This is a genomic window from Salmonella sp. 32020114201800008SM, assembly GCF_017572025.1.
Taxonomy (GTDB): Bacteria; Pseudomonadota; Gammaproteobacteria; order Enterobacterales; family Enterobacteriaceae; genus Salmonella; species Salmonella enterica.
Window position 1 is genome coordinate 1 of sequence record NZ_JAGEQM010000015.1, and the last position, 11,070, is coordinate 11,070.

At 50.4% G+C, this 11,070-nt stretch carries 24 protein-coding genes and 1 pseudogene; 24 read left to right on the forward strand and 1 reads right to left on the reverse strand.

Annotated elements, in window-relative coordinates; genetic code table 11:
* From tuf to bfr, 3 genes and pseudogenes are all read left to right on the forward strand, one after another.
* Nucleotides 1–134: pseudogene (tuf, locus tag J4613_RS22075) on the forward strand (elongation factor Tu); the annotation flags it as partial.
* A 184-nt stretch (nt 135–318) separates the two neighbouring features.
* Nucleotides 319–513 (forward strand): bacterioferritin-associated ferredoxin, encoded by a 195-nt coding sequence (bfd, locus tag J4613_RS22080; protein WP_000289082.1) that lies wholly within the window; start codon nt 319–321, stop codon nt 511–513.
* Between the two features lie 72 nt (nt 514–585).
* Nucleotides 586–1,062 (forward strand): bacterioferritin, encoded by a 477-nt coding sequence (gene bfr, locus J4613_RS22085; RefSeq protein WP_000675530.1) that lies wholly within the window; start codon nt 586–588, stop codon nt 1,060–1,062.
* On the opposite strand, the gene hopD is transcribed toward bfr, so the two are convergent.
* Entirely contained in the window at nt 1,059–1,526 is a 468-nt protein-coding gene (hopD, locus tag J4613_RS22090) for an A24 family peptidase (protein WP_000495855.1), read from the reverse strand. The two genes, bfr and hopD, sit on opposite strands and share 4 nt — an antisense overlap.
* Before the next feature lie 379 nt (nt 1,527–1,905).
* On the opposite strand from hopD, the gene rpsJ reads away from it, so the two are divergent.
* The 21 genes from rpsJ (at nt 1,906) to rplO (ending at nt 11,070) form a co-directional block, all read left to right on the forward strand.
* Nucleotides 1,906–2,217 carry a 30S ribosomal protein S10 gene (gene rpsJ, locus J4613_RS22095; protein ID WP_001181005.1) on the forward strand — a complete coding sequence of 104 codons (312 nt, stop codon included), beginning with the start codon at nt 1,906–1,908 and terminating at the stop codon, nt 2,215–2,217.
* Nucleotides 2,218–2,249: 32 nt separating this feature from the next.
* The gene (gene rplC, locus J4613_RS22100) at nt 2,250–2,879 is read left to right on the forward strand and encodes a 50S ribosomal protein L3 (RefSeq protein ID WP_000579838.1); all 630 of its coding nucleotides are present in this window, start codon (nt 2,250–2,252) and stop codon (nt 2,877–2,879) included.
* Nucleotides 2,880–2,889: 10 nt separating this feature from the next.
* On the forward strand, nt 2,890–3,495 hold the full coding sequence (gene rplD, locus J4613_RS22105; protein WP_000424395.1) for a 50S ribosomal protein L4: 606 nt from the start codon (nt 2,890–2,892) through the stop codon (nt 3,493–3,495).
* Nucleotides 3,492–3,794, forward strand: a complete 303-nt coding sequence (gene rplW, locus J4613_RS22110) for a 50S ribosomal protein L23 (protein ID WP_000617546.1) — start codon at nt 3,492–3,494, stop codon at nt 3,792–3,794. The genes rplD and rplW overlap by 4 nt, the downstream gene beginning before the upstream one ends.
* 17 nt (nt 3,795–3,811) lie before the next feature.
* Nucleotides 3,812–4,633, forward strand: a complete 822-nt coding sequence (rplB, locus tag J4613_RS22115; RefSeq protein ID WP_000301869.1) for a 50S ribosomal protein L2 — start codon at nt 3,812–3,814, stop codon at nt 4,631–4,633.
* Between the two features lie 16 nt (nt 4,634–4,649).
* Complete coding sequence (gene rpsS, locus J4613_RS22120) at nt 4,650–4,928, forward strand: 30S ribosomal protein S19 (protein ID WP_001138115.1); 279 nt, start codon at nt 4,650–4,652, stop codon at nt 4,926–4,928.
* A gap of 14 nt (nt 4,929–4,942) precedes the next feature.
* A complete protein-coding gene (rplV, locus tag J4613_RS22125) occupies nt 4,943–5,275 on the forward strand; it encodes a 50S ribosomal protein L22 (RefSeq protein WP_000447529.1) in 333 nt (110 codons plus the stop codon).
* A 17-nt stretch (nt 5,276–5,292) separates the two neighbouring features.
* A complete protein-coding gene (rpsC, locus tag J4613_RS22130) occupies nt 5,293–5,994 on the forward strand; it encodes a 30S ribosomal protein S3 (RefSeq protein WP_000529945.1) in 702 nt (233 codons plus the stop codon).
* Between the two features lie 12 nt (nt 5,995–6,006).
* Nucleotides 6,007–6,417: a 50S ribosomal protein L16 gene (gene rplP, locus J4613_RS22135; protein ID WP_000941208.1), complete on the forward strand. Its 411-nt coding sequence runs from the start codon at nt 6,007–6,009 to the stop codon at nt 6,415–6,417.
* Nucleotides 6,417–6,608 (forward strand): 50S ribosomal protein L29, encoded by a 192-nt coding sequence (gene rpmC, locus J4613_RS22140; protein ID WP_000644742.1) that lies wholly within the window; start codon nt 6,417–6,419, stop codon nt 6,606–6,608. The genes rplP and rpmC overlap by 1 nt, the downstream gene beginning before the upstream one ends.
* Nucleotides 6,608–6,862 carry a 30S ribosomal protein S17 gene (gene rpsQ, locus J4613_RS22145; RefSeq protein WP_000130101.1) on the forward strand — a complete coding sequence of 85 codons (255 nt, stop codon included), beginning with the start codon at nt 6,608–6,610 and terminating at the stop codon, nt 6,860–6,862. The genes rpmC and rpsQ overlap by 1 nt, the downstream gene beginning before the upstream one ends.
* Nucleotides 6,863–7,025: 163 nt before the next feature.
* Entirely contained in the window at nt 7,026–7,397 is a 372-nt protein-coding gene (gene rplN, locus J4613_RS22150; RefSeq protein WP_000613954.1) for a 50S ribosomal protein L14, read from the forward strand.
* A gap of 10 nt (nt 7,398–7,407) precedes the next feature.
* Nucleotides 7,408–7,722: a 50S ribosomal protein L24 gene (gene rplX / locus J4613_RS22155; RefSeq protein ID WP_000729185.1), complete on the forward strand. Its 315-nt coding sequence runs from the start codon at nt 7,408–7,410 to the stop codon at nt 7,720–7,722.
* 14 nt (nt 7,723–7,736) lie between these two features.
* Complete coding sequence (rplE, locus tag J4613_RS22160) at nt 7,737–8,276, forward strand: 50S ribosomal protein L5 (RefSeq protein ID WP_001096206.1); 540 nt, start codon at nt 7,737–7,739, stop codon at nt 8,274–8,276.
* Nucleotides 8,277–8,290: 14 nt separating this feature from the next.
* Entirely contained in the window at nt 8,291–8,596 is a 306-nt protein-coding gene (gene rpsN, locus J4613_RS22165; protein ID WP_001118932.1) for a 30S ribosomal protein S14, read from the forward strand.
* A 33-nt stretch (nt 8,597–8,629) separates the two neighbouring features.
* On the forward strand, nt 8,630–9,022 hold the full coding sequence (gene rpsH / locus J4613_RS22170) for a 30S ribosomal protein S8 (RefSeq protein WP_000062611.1): 393 nt from the start codon (nt 8,630–8,632) through the stop codon (nt 9,020–9,022).
* A 12-nt stretch (nt 9,023–9,034) separates the two neighbouring features.
* Entirely contained in the window at nt 9,035–9,568 is a 534-nt protein-coding gene (rplF, locus tag J4613_RS22175; protein WP_000091939.1) for a 50S ribosomal protein L6, read from the forward strand.
* Between the two features lie 9 nt (nt 9,569–9,577).
* Nucleotides 9,578–9,931: a 50S ribosomal protein L18 gene (gene rplR, locus J4613_RS22180; RefSeq protein ID WP_000358956.1), complete on the forward strand. Its 354-nt coding sequence runs from the start codon at nt 9,578–9,580 to the stop codon at nt 9,929–9,931.
* Nucleotides 9,932–9,945: 14 nt separating this feature from the next.
* A complete protein-coding gene (rpsE, locus tag J4613_RS22185) occupies nt 9,946–10,449 on the forward strand; it encodes a 30S ribosomal protein S5 (protein WP_000940121.1) in 504 nt (167 codons plus the stop codon).
* 3 nt (nt 10,450–10,452) lie between these two features.
* Nucleotides 10,453–10,632 (forward strand): 50S ribosomal protein L30, encoded by a 180-nt coding sequence (gene rpmD, locus J4613_RS22190; RefSeq protein WP_001140434.1) that lies wholly within the window; start codon nt 10,453–10,455, stop codon nt 10,630–10,632.
* Nucleotides 10,633–10,635: 3 nt separating this feature from the next.
* Nucleotides 10,636–11,070, forward strand: a complete 435-nt coding sequence (gene rplO, locus J4613_RS22195) for a 50S ribosomal protein L15 (protein ID WP_001238917.1) — start codon at nt 10,636–10,638, stop codon at nt 11,068–11,070.

The window sequence follows — 11,070 nt, forward strand, 5'->3', positions numbered from 1 at the left end:
TAATGCCGGGCGACAACATCAAAATGGTTGTTACCCTGATCCACCCGATCGCAATGGACGACGGTCTGCGTTTCGCAATCCGTGAAGGCGGCCGTACCGTTGGCGCGGGCGTTGTTGCTAAAGTTCTGGGCTAATTACTCGTTAATTAGTTTTGAATTGAAGAGGGCGCTTCGGCGCCCTTTTTGTTGCCTGCTATTTAGCCGCTGTTATATTTATTTGCCTTTTTTAACGCTTCTCCCGTGGCGTAAATCGCTTTGTGCTATTGTAATCATAACCATTCTCATTTACACTTTGTGCGGAAATTGAACGGGAGCGATCATGTACGTTTGTTTGTGTAATGGTATAAGCGATAAAAAAATCCGCCAGGCTGTACGACAATTTCATCCACAGTCATTTCAACAGTTGCGTAAATTTATTCCTGTGGGAAATCAATGTGGTAAGTGTATTCGCGCCGCGCGAGAAGTGATGCAGGATGAGTTAACGCAAATGCCGGAATTTAAAGAGATCGCCTGAGTCACACTCTTTTTTTTGACATCCCTGTAGCCCCATCTACGCTCTAGAGAGTGGAAGCGGAGGGACTATAAAATGAAAGGTGATGTTAAAATCATAAATTATCTCAATAAACTATTGGGAAATGAGCTTGTCGCAATTAATCAGTATTTTCTTCATGCCCGTATGTTCAAAAACTGGGGCCTGACCCGGCTTAATGATGTTGAGTACCATGAATCCATTGATGAGATGAAACACGCCGATAAGTATATTGAGCGTATTTTATTTCTGGAAGGCATACCGAACCTACAGGATCTGGGCAAGCTGGGCATCGGTGAAGATGTCGAAGAGATGCTACGATCGGATCTCCGGCTCGAACTGGAAGGCGCAAAAGATCTACGTGAGGCAATAGCCTATGCCGATAGCGTTCATGATTATGTCAGCCGGGATATGATGATTGAAATTCTTGCCGACGAGGAAGGCCACATCGACTGGCTGGAAACCGAGCTGGATTTGATTGCCAAACTTGGTATGCAAAATTATCTGCAATCACAAATTAAGGTTACCGATTAACCGTCTGGAAAGAAAACTTTCCAACCTGTTATGAAACCCGCCACCGCCAGCCATGGCCCAAAAGGTAGCGGGTTTATTAATGCCGATTTACCTCTCACCAGTAGCGCGACGCCAAACCCGCCACAGGCCAACATGGCGGCAAGGAAAACCAGTAACGGCAGTGTTTCCCAACAATGCCACGCCCCTAAGGCAGCAAGGTACTTGACGTCGCCATATCCAAGCCCCTCTTTCTGATAACGCAGGCGATAGCCCCAGTAAATTAACGCGAATCCGCCATAGCCGGCGATAGCACCCCAAAGCGCATCCGGTAAACGCTCCGGCAGGCAAATCTGGTGATAAAGCAGACCACCCCACAGTAATGGACAAGTAAACCGGTCAGGCAGCAGACCGGTACGCGCGTCGTATATGCCAAGTAATAAAGAGAACGACGTATAAAAAATGAGAAAGGGGAGGGCAACAAACATAAGCAAATCCTCGTCAAGGTTTGTGCTCACCTTTATAGATTTATGCGACAGCGACAACGACGTATTGCCAGGTTTGCCTGATGCCTTCCAAAGAAAAGATGCGCGTTGCCATCCCATGCGTACCATCTGGAATCGTGCTCGCATAAGAATAAAGCGCTTAATTTCTATCCGACACTTGCGTCAGGCTGAGATTTACGTATAATGCGCGGGCTTGTCGTAATTGACGGCAGGTTCGATTTGAACCTCGAATAGCCGATTTGGCTATTTAACAATGCTCCCAATCGGGGAGCTACGTAAGAACGGTTACACTCTCCCATCAATCGTAATGGGTGTGAGGAGTAATCATTTTCGTTTATAAAATAATTGGAGCTCTGGTCTCATGCAGAACCAAAGAATCCGTATCCGCCTGAAAGCGTTTGATCATCGTCTGATCGATCAATCAACCGCGGAAATCGTCGAGACTGCCAAGCGCACTGGTGCGCAGGTTCGCGGTCCGATCCCGCTGCCGACCCGCAAAGAGCGCTTTACCGTTCTGATCTCTCCGCACGTTAACAAAGATGCGCGCGATCAGTACGAAATTCGCACTCACAAGCGTCTGGTTGACATCGTTGAGCCAACCGAGAAAACCGTTGATGCTCTGATGCGTCTGGACCTGGCTGCCGGTGTAGACGTGCAGATCAGCCTGGGTTAATCAGGTCATCGAGCGATTGAGAGGTTGATACAATGATTGGTTTAGTCGGTAAAAAAGTGGGTATGACCCGCATCTTCACTGAAGATGGCGTCTCTATCCCAGTAACCGTAATCGAAGTTGAAGCAAACCGTGTTACTCAGGTTAAAGACCTGGCTAACGATGGCTACCGCGCTGTTCAGGTTACTACGGGTGCTAAAAAAGCTAACCGTGTCACCAAGCCGGAAGCGGGTCACTTTGCTAAAGCTGGCGTAGAAGCTGGCCGTGGTCTGTGGGAATTCCGTCTGGCTGAAGGCGAAGAATACACCGTAGGTCAGAGCATCAGCGTTGAACTGTTTGCTGACGTTAAAAAAGTTGACGTAACCGGTACCTCTAAAGGTAAAGGTTTCGCTGGTACCGTTAAGCGCTGGAACTTCCGTACCCAGGACGCTACTCACGGTAACTCCTTGTCTCACCGCGTTCCGGGTTCTATCGGTCAGAACCAGACTCCGGGCAAAGTGTTCAAAGGCAAGAAAATGGCAGGTCAGATGGGTAATGAGCGTGTAACCGTTCAGAGCCTTGACGTAGTACGCGTTGACGCTGAGCGCAACCTGCTGCTGGTTAAGGGTGGTGTTCCGGGTGCAACCGGTTGCGACCTGATCGTTAAACCAGCTGTGAAGGCGTAAGGGGATAGCAATGGAATTAGTATTGAAAGACGCGCAGAGCGCGCTGACTGTTTCCGAAACTACCTTCGGTCGTGATTTCAACGAAGCGCTGGTTCACCAGGTTGTTGTTGCTTATGCAGCTGGTGCTCGTCAGGGTACTCGTGCTCAGAAGACTCGTGCTGAAGTAACTGGTTCCGGTAAAAAACCGTGGCGCCAGAAAGGCACTGGCCGTGCGCGTTCAGGTTCTATCAAGAGCCCGATCTGGCGTTCCGGTGGCGTGACCTTCGCTGCTCGTCCGCAGGACCACAGTCAAAAAGTTAACAAGAAGATGTACCGCGGCGCGCTGAAAAGCATCCTGTCCGAACTGGTACGTCAGGATCGTCTGATCGTTGTCGAGAAGTTCTCTGTAGAAGCGCCGAAAACTAAGCTGCTGGCACAGAAACTGAAAGACATGGCTCTGGAAGATGTGCTGATCATCACCGGTGAGCTGGACGAGAACCTGTTCCTGGCCGCACGTAACCTGCACAAGGTTGACGTACGCGATGCGACTGGTATCGACCCGGTTAGCCTGATCGCCTTCGACAAAGTCGTAATGACTGCTGATGCTGTTAAGCAAGTTGAGGAGATGCTGGCATGATTCGTGAAGAACGTCTGCTGAAGGTGCTGCGCGCACCGCACGTTTCTGAAAAAGCGTCTACTGCGATGGAAAAAACCAACACCATCGTTCTCAAAGTTGCTAAAGACGCGACCAAAGCAGAAATCAAAGCTGCTGTGCAGAAACTGTTTGAAGTCGAAGTCGAAGTCGTTAACACCCTGGTCGTTAAAGGGAAAGTTAAACGTCACGGACAGCGTATCGGTCGTCGTAGCGACTGGAAAAAAGCTTACGTCACCCTGAAAGAAGGCCAGAATCTGGACTTCGTCGGCGGCGCTGAGTAAGTCGGAGGAGTAATACAATGGCAGTTGTTAAATGTAAACCGACATCTCCGGGTCGTCGCCACGTCGTTAAAGTGGTCAACCCAGAGCTGCACAAGGGCAAACCTTTTGCTCCGCTGGTTGAAAAAAACAGCAAATCCGGTGGTCGTAACAACAATGGCCGTATCACCACTCGTCATATCGGTGGTGGTCACAAACAGGCTTATCGTATTGTTGACTTCAAACGCAACAAAGACGGTATCCCGGCAGTTGTTGAACGTCTTGAGTACGATCCGAACCGTTCCGCGAACATCGCGCTGGTTCTGTACAAAGACGGCGAACGCCGTTACATCCTGGCCCCGAAAGGCCTGAAAGCTGGCGACCAGATTCAGTCTGGCGTTGATGCTGCAATCAAAGCAGGCAACACCCTGCCGATGCGCAATATCCCGGTTGGTTCTACCGTTCATAACGTAGAAATGAAACCAGGTAAAGGCGGTCAGCTGGCGCGTTCCGCTGGTACTTACGTTCAGATCGTTGCTCGCGATGGCGCTTATGTCACCCTGCGTCTGCGTTCTGGTGAAATGCGTAAAGTCGAAGCAGACTGCCGTGCAACCCTGGGCGAAGTTGGCAATGCTGAGCATATGCTGCGCGTTCTGGGTAAAGCAGGTGCTGCACGCTGGCGTGGCGTTCGTCCTACCGTTCGCGGTACTGCGATGAACCCAGTAGACCACCCACATGGTGGTGGTGAAGGTCGTAACTTTGGTAAGCACCCGGTAACTCCGTGGGGCGTTCAGACCAAAGGTAAGAAGACCCGCAGCAACAAGCGTACTGATAAATTCATCGTACGTCGCCGTAGCAAATAATTTTAGAGGATAAGCCATGCCACGTTCTCTCAAGAAAGGTCCTTTTATTGACCTGCACTTGCTGAAGAAGGTAGAGAAAGCGGTGGAAAGCGGAGACAAGAAGCCCCTGCGCACCTGGTCCCGTCGTTCAACGATCTTTCCTAACATGATCGGTTTGACCATCGCTGTCCATAATGGTCGTCAGCACGTTCCGGTATTTGTTTCCGACGAAATGGTCGGTCACAAACTGGGTGAATTCGCACCGACTCGTACTTATCGCGGCCACGCTGCTGATAAAAAAGCGAAGAAGAAATAAGGTAGGAGGAAGAGATGGAAACTATCGCTAAACATCGCCATGCTCGTTCTTCTGCTCAGAAGGTTCGCCTTGTTGCTGACCTGATTCGCGGTAAGAAAGTGTCGCAGGCTCTGGATATTCTGACCTACACCAACAAGAAAGCGGCTGTACTGGTCAAGAAAGTTCTGGAATCTGCCATTGCTAACGCTGAACACAACGATGGCGCTGACATTGACGATCTGAAAGTTACGAAAATTTTCGTAGACGAAGGCCCGAGCATGAAGCGCATTATGCCGCGTGCAAAAGGTCGTGCAGATCGCATCCTGAAGCGCACCAGCCACATCACTGTGGTTGTGTCCGATCGCTGAGACTCTGGAGACTAGCAATGGGTCAGAAAGTACATCCTAATGGTATTCGCCTGGGTATTGTAAAACCATGGAACTCTACCTGGTTTGCGAACACCAAAGAATTCGCTGACAACCTGGACAGCGATTTTAAAGTACGTCAGTACCTGACGAAGGAACTGGCTAAAGCGTCTGTATCTCGTATCGTTATCGAGCGTCCGGCTAAGAGCATCCGTGTGACTATTCACACCGCTCGCCCGGGTATCGTTATCGGTAAAAAAGGTGAAGACGTAGAAAAACTGCGTAAGGTCGTAGCGGATATCGCTGGCGTTCCTGCACAGATCAACATCGCCGAAGTTCGTAAACCTGAACTGGACGCTAAACTGGTTGCTGACAGCATCACTTCTCAGCTGGAACGTCGCGTTATGTTCCGTCGTGCGATGAAGCGTGCTGTACAGAACGCCATGCGTCTGGGCGCTAAAGGTATCAAAGTTGAAGTTAGCGGCCGTCTGGGCGGCGCGGAAATCGCACGTACCGAATGGTACCGCGAAGGTCGCGTACCGCTGCACACTCTGCGTGCTGACATCGACTACAACACCTCTGAAGCGCACACCACTTATGGTGTAATCGGCGTTAAAGTGTGGATCTTCAAAGGCGAGATCCTGGGTGGTATGGCTGCTGTTGAACAACCGGAAAAACCGGCTGCTCAACCGAAAAAGCAGCAGCGTAAAGGCCGTAAATAAGGAGCGTCGCTGATGTTACAACCAAAGCGTACAAAATTCCGTAAAATGCACAAAGGCCGCAACCGTGGTCTGGCTGCAGGCGCGGATGTTAGCTTCGGCAGCTTCGGCCTGAAAGCTGTTGGCCGTGGTCGTCTGACTGCCCGTCAGATCGAAGCAGCACGTCGTGCTATGACCCGTGCAGTTAAGCGTCAAGGTAAGATCTGGATCCGTGTATTCCCGGACAAACCGATCACTGAAAAGCCGCTGGCAGTGCGTATGGGTAAAGGTAAAGGTAACGTGGAGTATTGGGTTGCCTTGATTCAGCCGGGTAAAGTCCTGTATGAAATGGACGGCGTACCGGAAGAGCTGGCCCGTGAAGCATTCAAGCTGGCAGCAGCGAAACTGCCGATTAAAACCACCTTTGTAACTAAGACGGTGATGTAATGAAAGCAAAAGAGCTGCGTGAGAAGAGCGTTGAAGAGCTGAACACCGAGCTACTGAACCTGCTGCGTGAGCAGTTCAACCTGCGTATGCAGGCTGCAAGTGGCCAGCTGCAACAGTCTCACCTGTTGAAGCAAGTGCGTCGTGATGTCGCACGCGTTAAGACTTTACTGACTGAGAAGGCGGGTGCGTAATGACCGATAAAATCCGTACTCTGCAAGGTCGCGTGGTTAGCGACAAAATGGAGAAATCCATTGTTGTTGCTATCGAACGTTTTGTGAAACACCCGATCTACGGTAAATTCATCAAGCGTACGACCAAAATGCACGTACATGACGAGAACAACGAATGCGGTATCGGCGACGTGGTTGAAATCCGCGAATGCCGTCCGCTGTCCAAGACCAAATCCTGGACTCTGGTTCGCGTTGTAGAGAAAGCGGTTCTGTAATACAGTACGCATTCTCAACGAATAAACGGCTCAGCGATGGGCCGTTTATTTTTTCTACCCATATCTGATTTGCGGTGTTATAATGCCGCGCCCTCGATATGGGGTTTTTTTAACGACCTGATTTTCGGGTCTCAGTAGTAGTTGACATTAGCGGAGCACTAAAATGATCCAAGAACAGACTATGCTGAACGTCGCCGACAACTCCGGTGCACGTCGCGTAATGTGTATCAAGGTTCTGGGTGGCTCGCACCGTCGCTACGCAGGCGTAGGCGACATCATTAAGATCACCATCAAAGAAGCGATTCCGCGTGGTAAGGTCAAAAAAGGTGATGTGCTGAAGGCGGTAGTGGTGCGCACCAAGAAGGGTGTTCGTCGCCCGGACGGTTCTGTCATTCGCTTCGATGGTAATGCATGCGTTATTTTAAACAATAACAGCGAGCAGCCTATCGGTACGCGTATTTTTGGGCCGGTAACTCGTGAACTTCGTAACGAGAAGTTCATGAAAATTATCTCTCTGGCACCAGAAGTACTCTAAGGAGCGAATCATGGCAGCGAAAATCCGTCGTGATGACGAAGTTATCGTGTTAACCGGTAAAGATAAAGGTAAACGCGGTAAAGTTAAGAATGTCCTGTCTTCCGGCAAGGTCATTGTTGAAGGTATCAACCTGGTTAAGAAACACCAGAAGCCGGTTCCGGCTCTGAACCAACCGGGCGGCATCGTTGAAAAAGAAGCTGCAATTCAGGTTTCTAACGTTGCAATCTTCAATGCGGCAACCGGCAAGGCTGACCGTGTAGGCTTTAGATTCGAAGACGGCAAAAAAGTCCGTTTCTTCAAGTCTAACAGCGAAACTATCAAGTAATTTGGAGTAGTACGATGGCGAAACTGCATGATTACTACAAAGACGAAGTAGTTAACAAACTCATGACTGAGTTTAACTACAATTCTGTCATGCAAGTCCCTCGGGTCGAGAAGATCACCCTGAACATGGGTGTTGGTGAAGCGATCGCTGACAAGAAACTGCTGGATAACGCAGCAGCAGACCTGACAGCAATCTCCGGTCAAAAACCGTTGATCACCAAAGCACGCAAATCTGTTGCAGGCTTCAAAATCCGTCAGGGCTATCCGATCGGCTGTAAAGTAACTCTGCGTGGCGAACGCATGTGGGAGTTCTTTGAGCGCCTGATCACTATTGCTGTTCCTCGTATCCGTGACTTCCGTGGCTTGTCCGCTAAGTCATTCGACGGTCGTGGTAACTACAGCATGGGTGTCCGTGAGCAGATCATCTTCCCAGAAATCGACTACGATAAAGTCGACCGCGTTCGTGGTTTGGATATTACCATTACCACTACTGCGAAATCTGACGAAGAAGGCCGTGCTCTGCTGGCTGCCTTTGACTTCCCGTTCCGCAAGTAAGGTAGGGTTACTAAATGGCTAAGCAATCAATGAAAGCACGCGAAGTAAAACGCGTAGCTTTAGCTGATAAATACTTCGCGAAACGCGCTGAACTGAAAGCGATCATCTCTGATGTGAACGCAACCGACGAAGATCGTTGGAATGCGGTTCTTAAGCTGCAGACTCTGCCGCGTGATTCCAGCCCGTCACGTCAGCGTAACCGCTGCCGTCAAACTGGTCGTCCGCACGCTTTCCTGCGGAAGTTCGGGTTGAGCCGTATTAAGGTCCGTGAAGCCGCTATGCGCGGTGAAATTCCGGGTCTGAAAAAGGCTAGCTGGTAATTGTCACCAATTGAATCACGGGAGTAAAGACAGATGAGCATGCAAGATCCGATCGCGGATATGCTGACCCGTATCCGTAACGGTCAGGCCGCGAACAAAGCTGCGGTCACCATGCCTTCCTCCAAGCTGAAAGTGGCAATTGCCAACGTGCTGAAGGAAGAAGGTTTTATTGAAGATTTTAAAGTTGAAGGCGACACCAAGCCGGAACTGGAACTGACTCTTAAGTATTTCCAGGGTAAAGCTGTTGTAGAAAGCATTCAGCGTGTCAGCCGCCCAGGTCTGCGCATCTACAAACGTAAAGATGAGCTGCCGAAAGTTATGGCCGGTCTGGGTATCGCAGTTGTTTCTACCTCTAAAGGTGTTATGACTGATCGTGCAGCGCGCCAGGCTGGTCTTGGTGGCGAAATTATCTGCTACGTAGCCTAATCGGAGGAAAAAATGTCTCGTGTTGCTAAAGCACCGGTCGTTGTTCCTGCCGGCGTTGATGTCAAAATCAACGGTCAGGTTATTACGATCAAAGGTAAAAACGGCGAGCTGACTCGTACTCTCAACGATGCTGTTGAAGTTAAACATGCAGATAATGCACTGACCTTCGGTCCGCGTGATGGTTACGCAGACGGTTGGGCACAGGCTGGTACCGCGCGTGCCCTGCTGAACTCAATGGTTATCGGTGTTACCGAAGGCTTCACTAAGAAGCTGCAGCTGGTTGGTGTAGGTTATCGTGCAGCGGTTAAAGGGAATGTAGTAAACCTGTCTTTAGGTTTCTCTCACCCGGTTGACCATCAGCTGCCGGCAGGTATCACTGCTGAATGTCCGACTCAAACTGAAATCGTGCTGAAAGGCGCTGATAAGCAGGTGATCGGCCAGGTTGCAGCAGATCTGCGCGCCTACCGTCGTCCTGAGCCTTACAAAGGCAAGGGTGTTCGTTACGCCGACGAAGTCGTGCGTACCAAAGAGGCTAAGAAGAAGTAAGGTAACACTATGGATAAGAAATCTGCTCGTATCCGTCGTGCGACCCGCGCACGCCGCAAGCTCAAAGAGCTGGGCGCAACTCGCCTGGTGGTACATCGTACCCCGCGTCATATTTACGCACAGGTAATTGCACCGAACGGTTCTGAAGTTCTGGTAGCTGCTTCTACTGTAGAAAAAGCTATCGCTGAACAACTGAAGTACACCGGTAACAAAGACGCGGCTGCAGCTGTGGGTAAAGCTGTCGCTGAACGCGCTCTGGAAAAAGGCATCAAAGATGTGTCCTTTGACCGTTCCGGGTTCCAATATCATGGTCGTGTCCAGGCACTGGCAGATGCTGCCCGTGAAGCTGGCCTTCAGTTCTAAGGTAGAGGTGTAAGATGGCTCACATCGAAAAACAAGCTGGCGAACTGCAGGAAAAGCTGATCGCGGTAAACCGCGTATCTAAAACCGTTAAAGGTGGTCGTATTTTCTCCTTCACAGCTCTGACTGTAGTAGGCGATGGTAACGGTCGCGTAGGTTTTGGTTACGGTAAAGCGCGTGAAGTTCCAGCAGCGATCCAGAAAGCGATGGAAAAAGCCCGTCGCAATATGATTAACGTCGCGCTGAACAACGGCACCCTGCAGCACCCGGTTAAAGGTGTTCACACGGGGTCTCGTGTATTCATGCAGCCAGCTTCCGAAGGTACCGGTATCATCGCCGGTGGTGCAATGCGCGCCGTTCTGGAAGTTGCTGGGGTTCATAACGTTCTGGCTAAAGCATACGGTTCCACCAACCCGATCAACGTGGTTCGTGCAACTATTGATGGCCTGGAAAATATGAATTCTCCAGAAATGGTCGCTGCCAAGCGTGGTAAATCCGTTGAAGAAATTCTGGGGAAATAAACCATGGCAAAGACTATTAAAATTACTCAAACCCGCAGTGCAATCGGTCGTCTGCCGAAACACAAGGCAACGCTGCTTGGCCTGGGTCTGCGTCGTATTGGCCACACCGTAGAGCGCGAGGATACTCCTGCTGTTCGTGGTATGGTCAACGCGGTTTCCTTCATGGTTAAAGTTGAGGAGTAAGAGATGCGTTTAAATACTCTGTCTCCGGCCGAAGGCTCCAAAAAGGCGGGTAAACGCCTGGGTCGTGGTATCGGTTCTGGCCTCGGTAAAACCGGTGGTCGTGGTCACAAAGGTCAGAAGTCTCGTTCTGGCGGTGGCGTACGTCGCGGTTTCGAGGGTGGTCAGATGCCTCTGTACCGTCGTCTGCCGAAATTCGGCTTCACTTCTCGCAAAGCAGCGATTACAGCCGAAGTTCGTCTGTCTGACCTGGCGAAAGTAGAAGGCGGCGTTGTAGACCTGAACACGCTGAAAGCGGCAAACATTATCGGTATCCAGATCGAGTTCGCGAAAGTGATCCTGGCTGGCGAAGTCACTACTCCGGTAACTGTTCGTGGCCTGCGTGTTACTAAAGGCGCTCGTGCTGCTATCGAAGCTGCTGGCGGTAAAATCGAGGAATAA

Excerpts from the sequence above, each read along its gene's own strand:
- rpsC (WP_000529945.1), top strand. The coding sequence starts at position 5,293 with ATGGGTCAGAAAGTACATCCTAATGGTATTCGCCTGGGTATTGTAAAA.
- rplV (WP_000447529.1), top strand. The coding sequence starts at position 4,943 with ATGGAAACTATCGCTAAACATCGCCATGCTCGTTCTTCTGCTCAGAAG.
- rpsS (WP_001138115.1), top strand. The coding sequence starts at position 4,650 with ATGCCACGTTCTCTCAAGAAAGGTCCTTTTATTGACCTGCACTTGCTG.
- rpsJ (WP_001181005.1), top strand. The coding sequence starts at position 1,906 with ATGCAGAACCAAAGAATCCGTATCCGCCTGAAAGCGTTTGATCATCGT.
- rplE (WP_001096206.1), top strand. The coding sequence starts at position 7,737 with ATGGCGAAACTGCATGATTACTACAAAGACGAAGTAGTTAACAAACTC.
- rplW (WP_000617546.1), top strand. The coding sequence starts at position 3,492 with ATGATTCGTGAAGAACGTCTGCTGAAGGTGCTGCGCGCACCGCACGTT.
- rpsN (WP_001118932.1), top strand. The coding sequence starts at position 8,291 with ATGGCTAAGCAATCAATGAAAGCACGCGAAGTAAAACGCGTAGCTTTA.
- rplD (WP_000424395.1), top strand. The coding sequence starts at position 2,890 with ATGGAATTAGTATTGAAAGACGCGCAGAGCGCGCTGACTGTTTCCGAA.
- bfr (WP_000675530.1), top strand. The coding sequence starts at position 586 with ATGAAAGGTGATGTTAAAATCATAAATTATCTCAATAAACTATTGGGA.
- rpmC (WP_000644742.1), top strand. The coding sequence starts at position 6,417 with ATGAAAGCAAAAGAGCTGCGTGAGAAGAGCGTTGAAGAGCTGAACACC.
- rplP (WP_000941208.1), top strand. The coding sequence starts at position 6,007 with ATGTTACAACCAAAGCGTACAAAATTCCGTAAAATGCACAAAGGCCGC.
- rplO (WP_001238917.1), top strand. The coding sequence starts at position 10,636 with ATGCGTTTAAATACTCTGTCTCCGGCCGAAGGCTCCAAAAAGGCGGGT.
- rpsH (WP_000062611.1), top strand. The coding sequence starts at position 8,630 with ATGAGCATGCAAGATCCGATCGCGGATATGCTGACCCGTATCCGTAAC.
- rplB (WP_000301869.1), top strand. The coding sequence starts at position 3,812 with ATGGCAGTTGTTAAATGTAAACCGACATCTCCGGGTCGTCGCCACGTC.
- hopD (WP_000495855.1), bottom strand. The coding sequence starts at position 1,526 with ATGTTTGTTGCCCTCCCCTTTCTCATTTTTTATACGTCGTTCTCTTTA.
- rpsE (WP_000940121.1), top strand. The coding sequence starts at position 9,946 with ATGGCTCACATCGAAAAACAAGCTGGCGAACTGCAGGAAAAGCTGATC.
- rplX (WP_000729185.1), top strand. The coding sequence starts at position 7,408 with ATGGCAGCGAAAATCCGTCGTGATGACGAAGTTATCGTGTTAACCGGT.
- rplC (WP_000579838.1), top strand. The coding sequence starts at position 2,250 with ATGATTGGTTTAGTCGGTAAAAAAGTGGGTATGACCCGCATCTTCACT.
- bfd (WP_000289082.1), top strand. The coding sequence starts at position 319 with ATGTACGTTTGTTTGTGTAATGGTATAAGCGATAAAAAAATCCGCCAG.
- rplF (WP_000091939.1), top strand. The coding sequence starts at position 9,035 with ATGTCTCGTGTTGCTAAAGCACCGGTCGTTGTTCCTGCCGGCGTTGAT.
- rpsQ (WP_000130101.1), top strand. The coding sequence starts at position 6,608 with ATGACCGATAAAATCCGTACTCTGCAAGGTCGCGTGGTTAGCGACAAA.
- rplN (WP_000613954.1), top strand. The coding sequence starts at position 7,026 with ATGATCCAAGAACAGACTATGCTGAACGTCGCCGACAACTCCGGTGCA.
- rplR (WP_000358956.1), top strand. The coding sequence starts at position 9,578 with ATGGATAAGAAATCTGCTCGTATCCGTCGTGCGACCCGCGCACGCCGC.
- rpmD (WP_001140434.1), top strand. The coding sequence starts at position 10,453 with ATGGCAAAGACTATTAAAATTACTCAAACCCGCAGTGCAATCGGTCGT.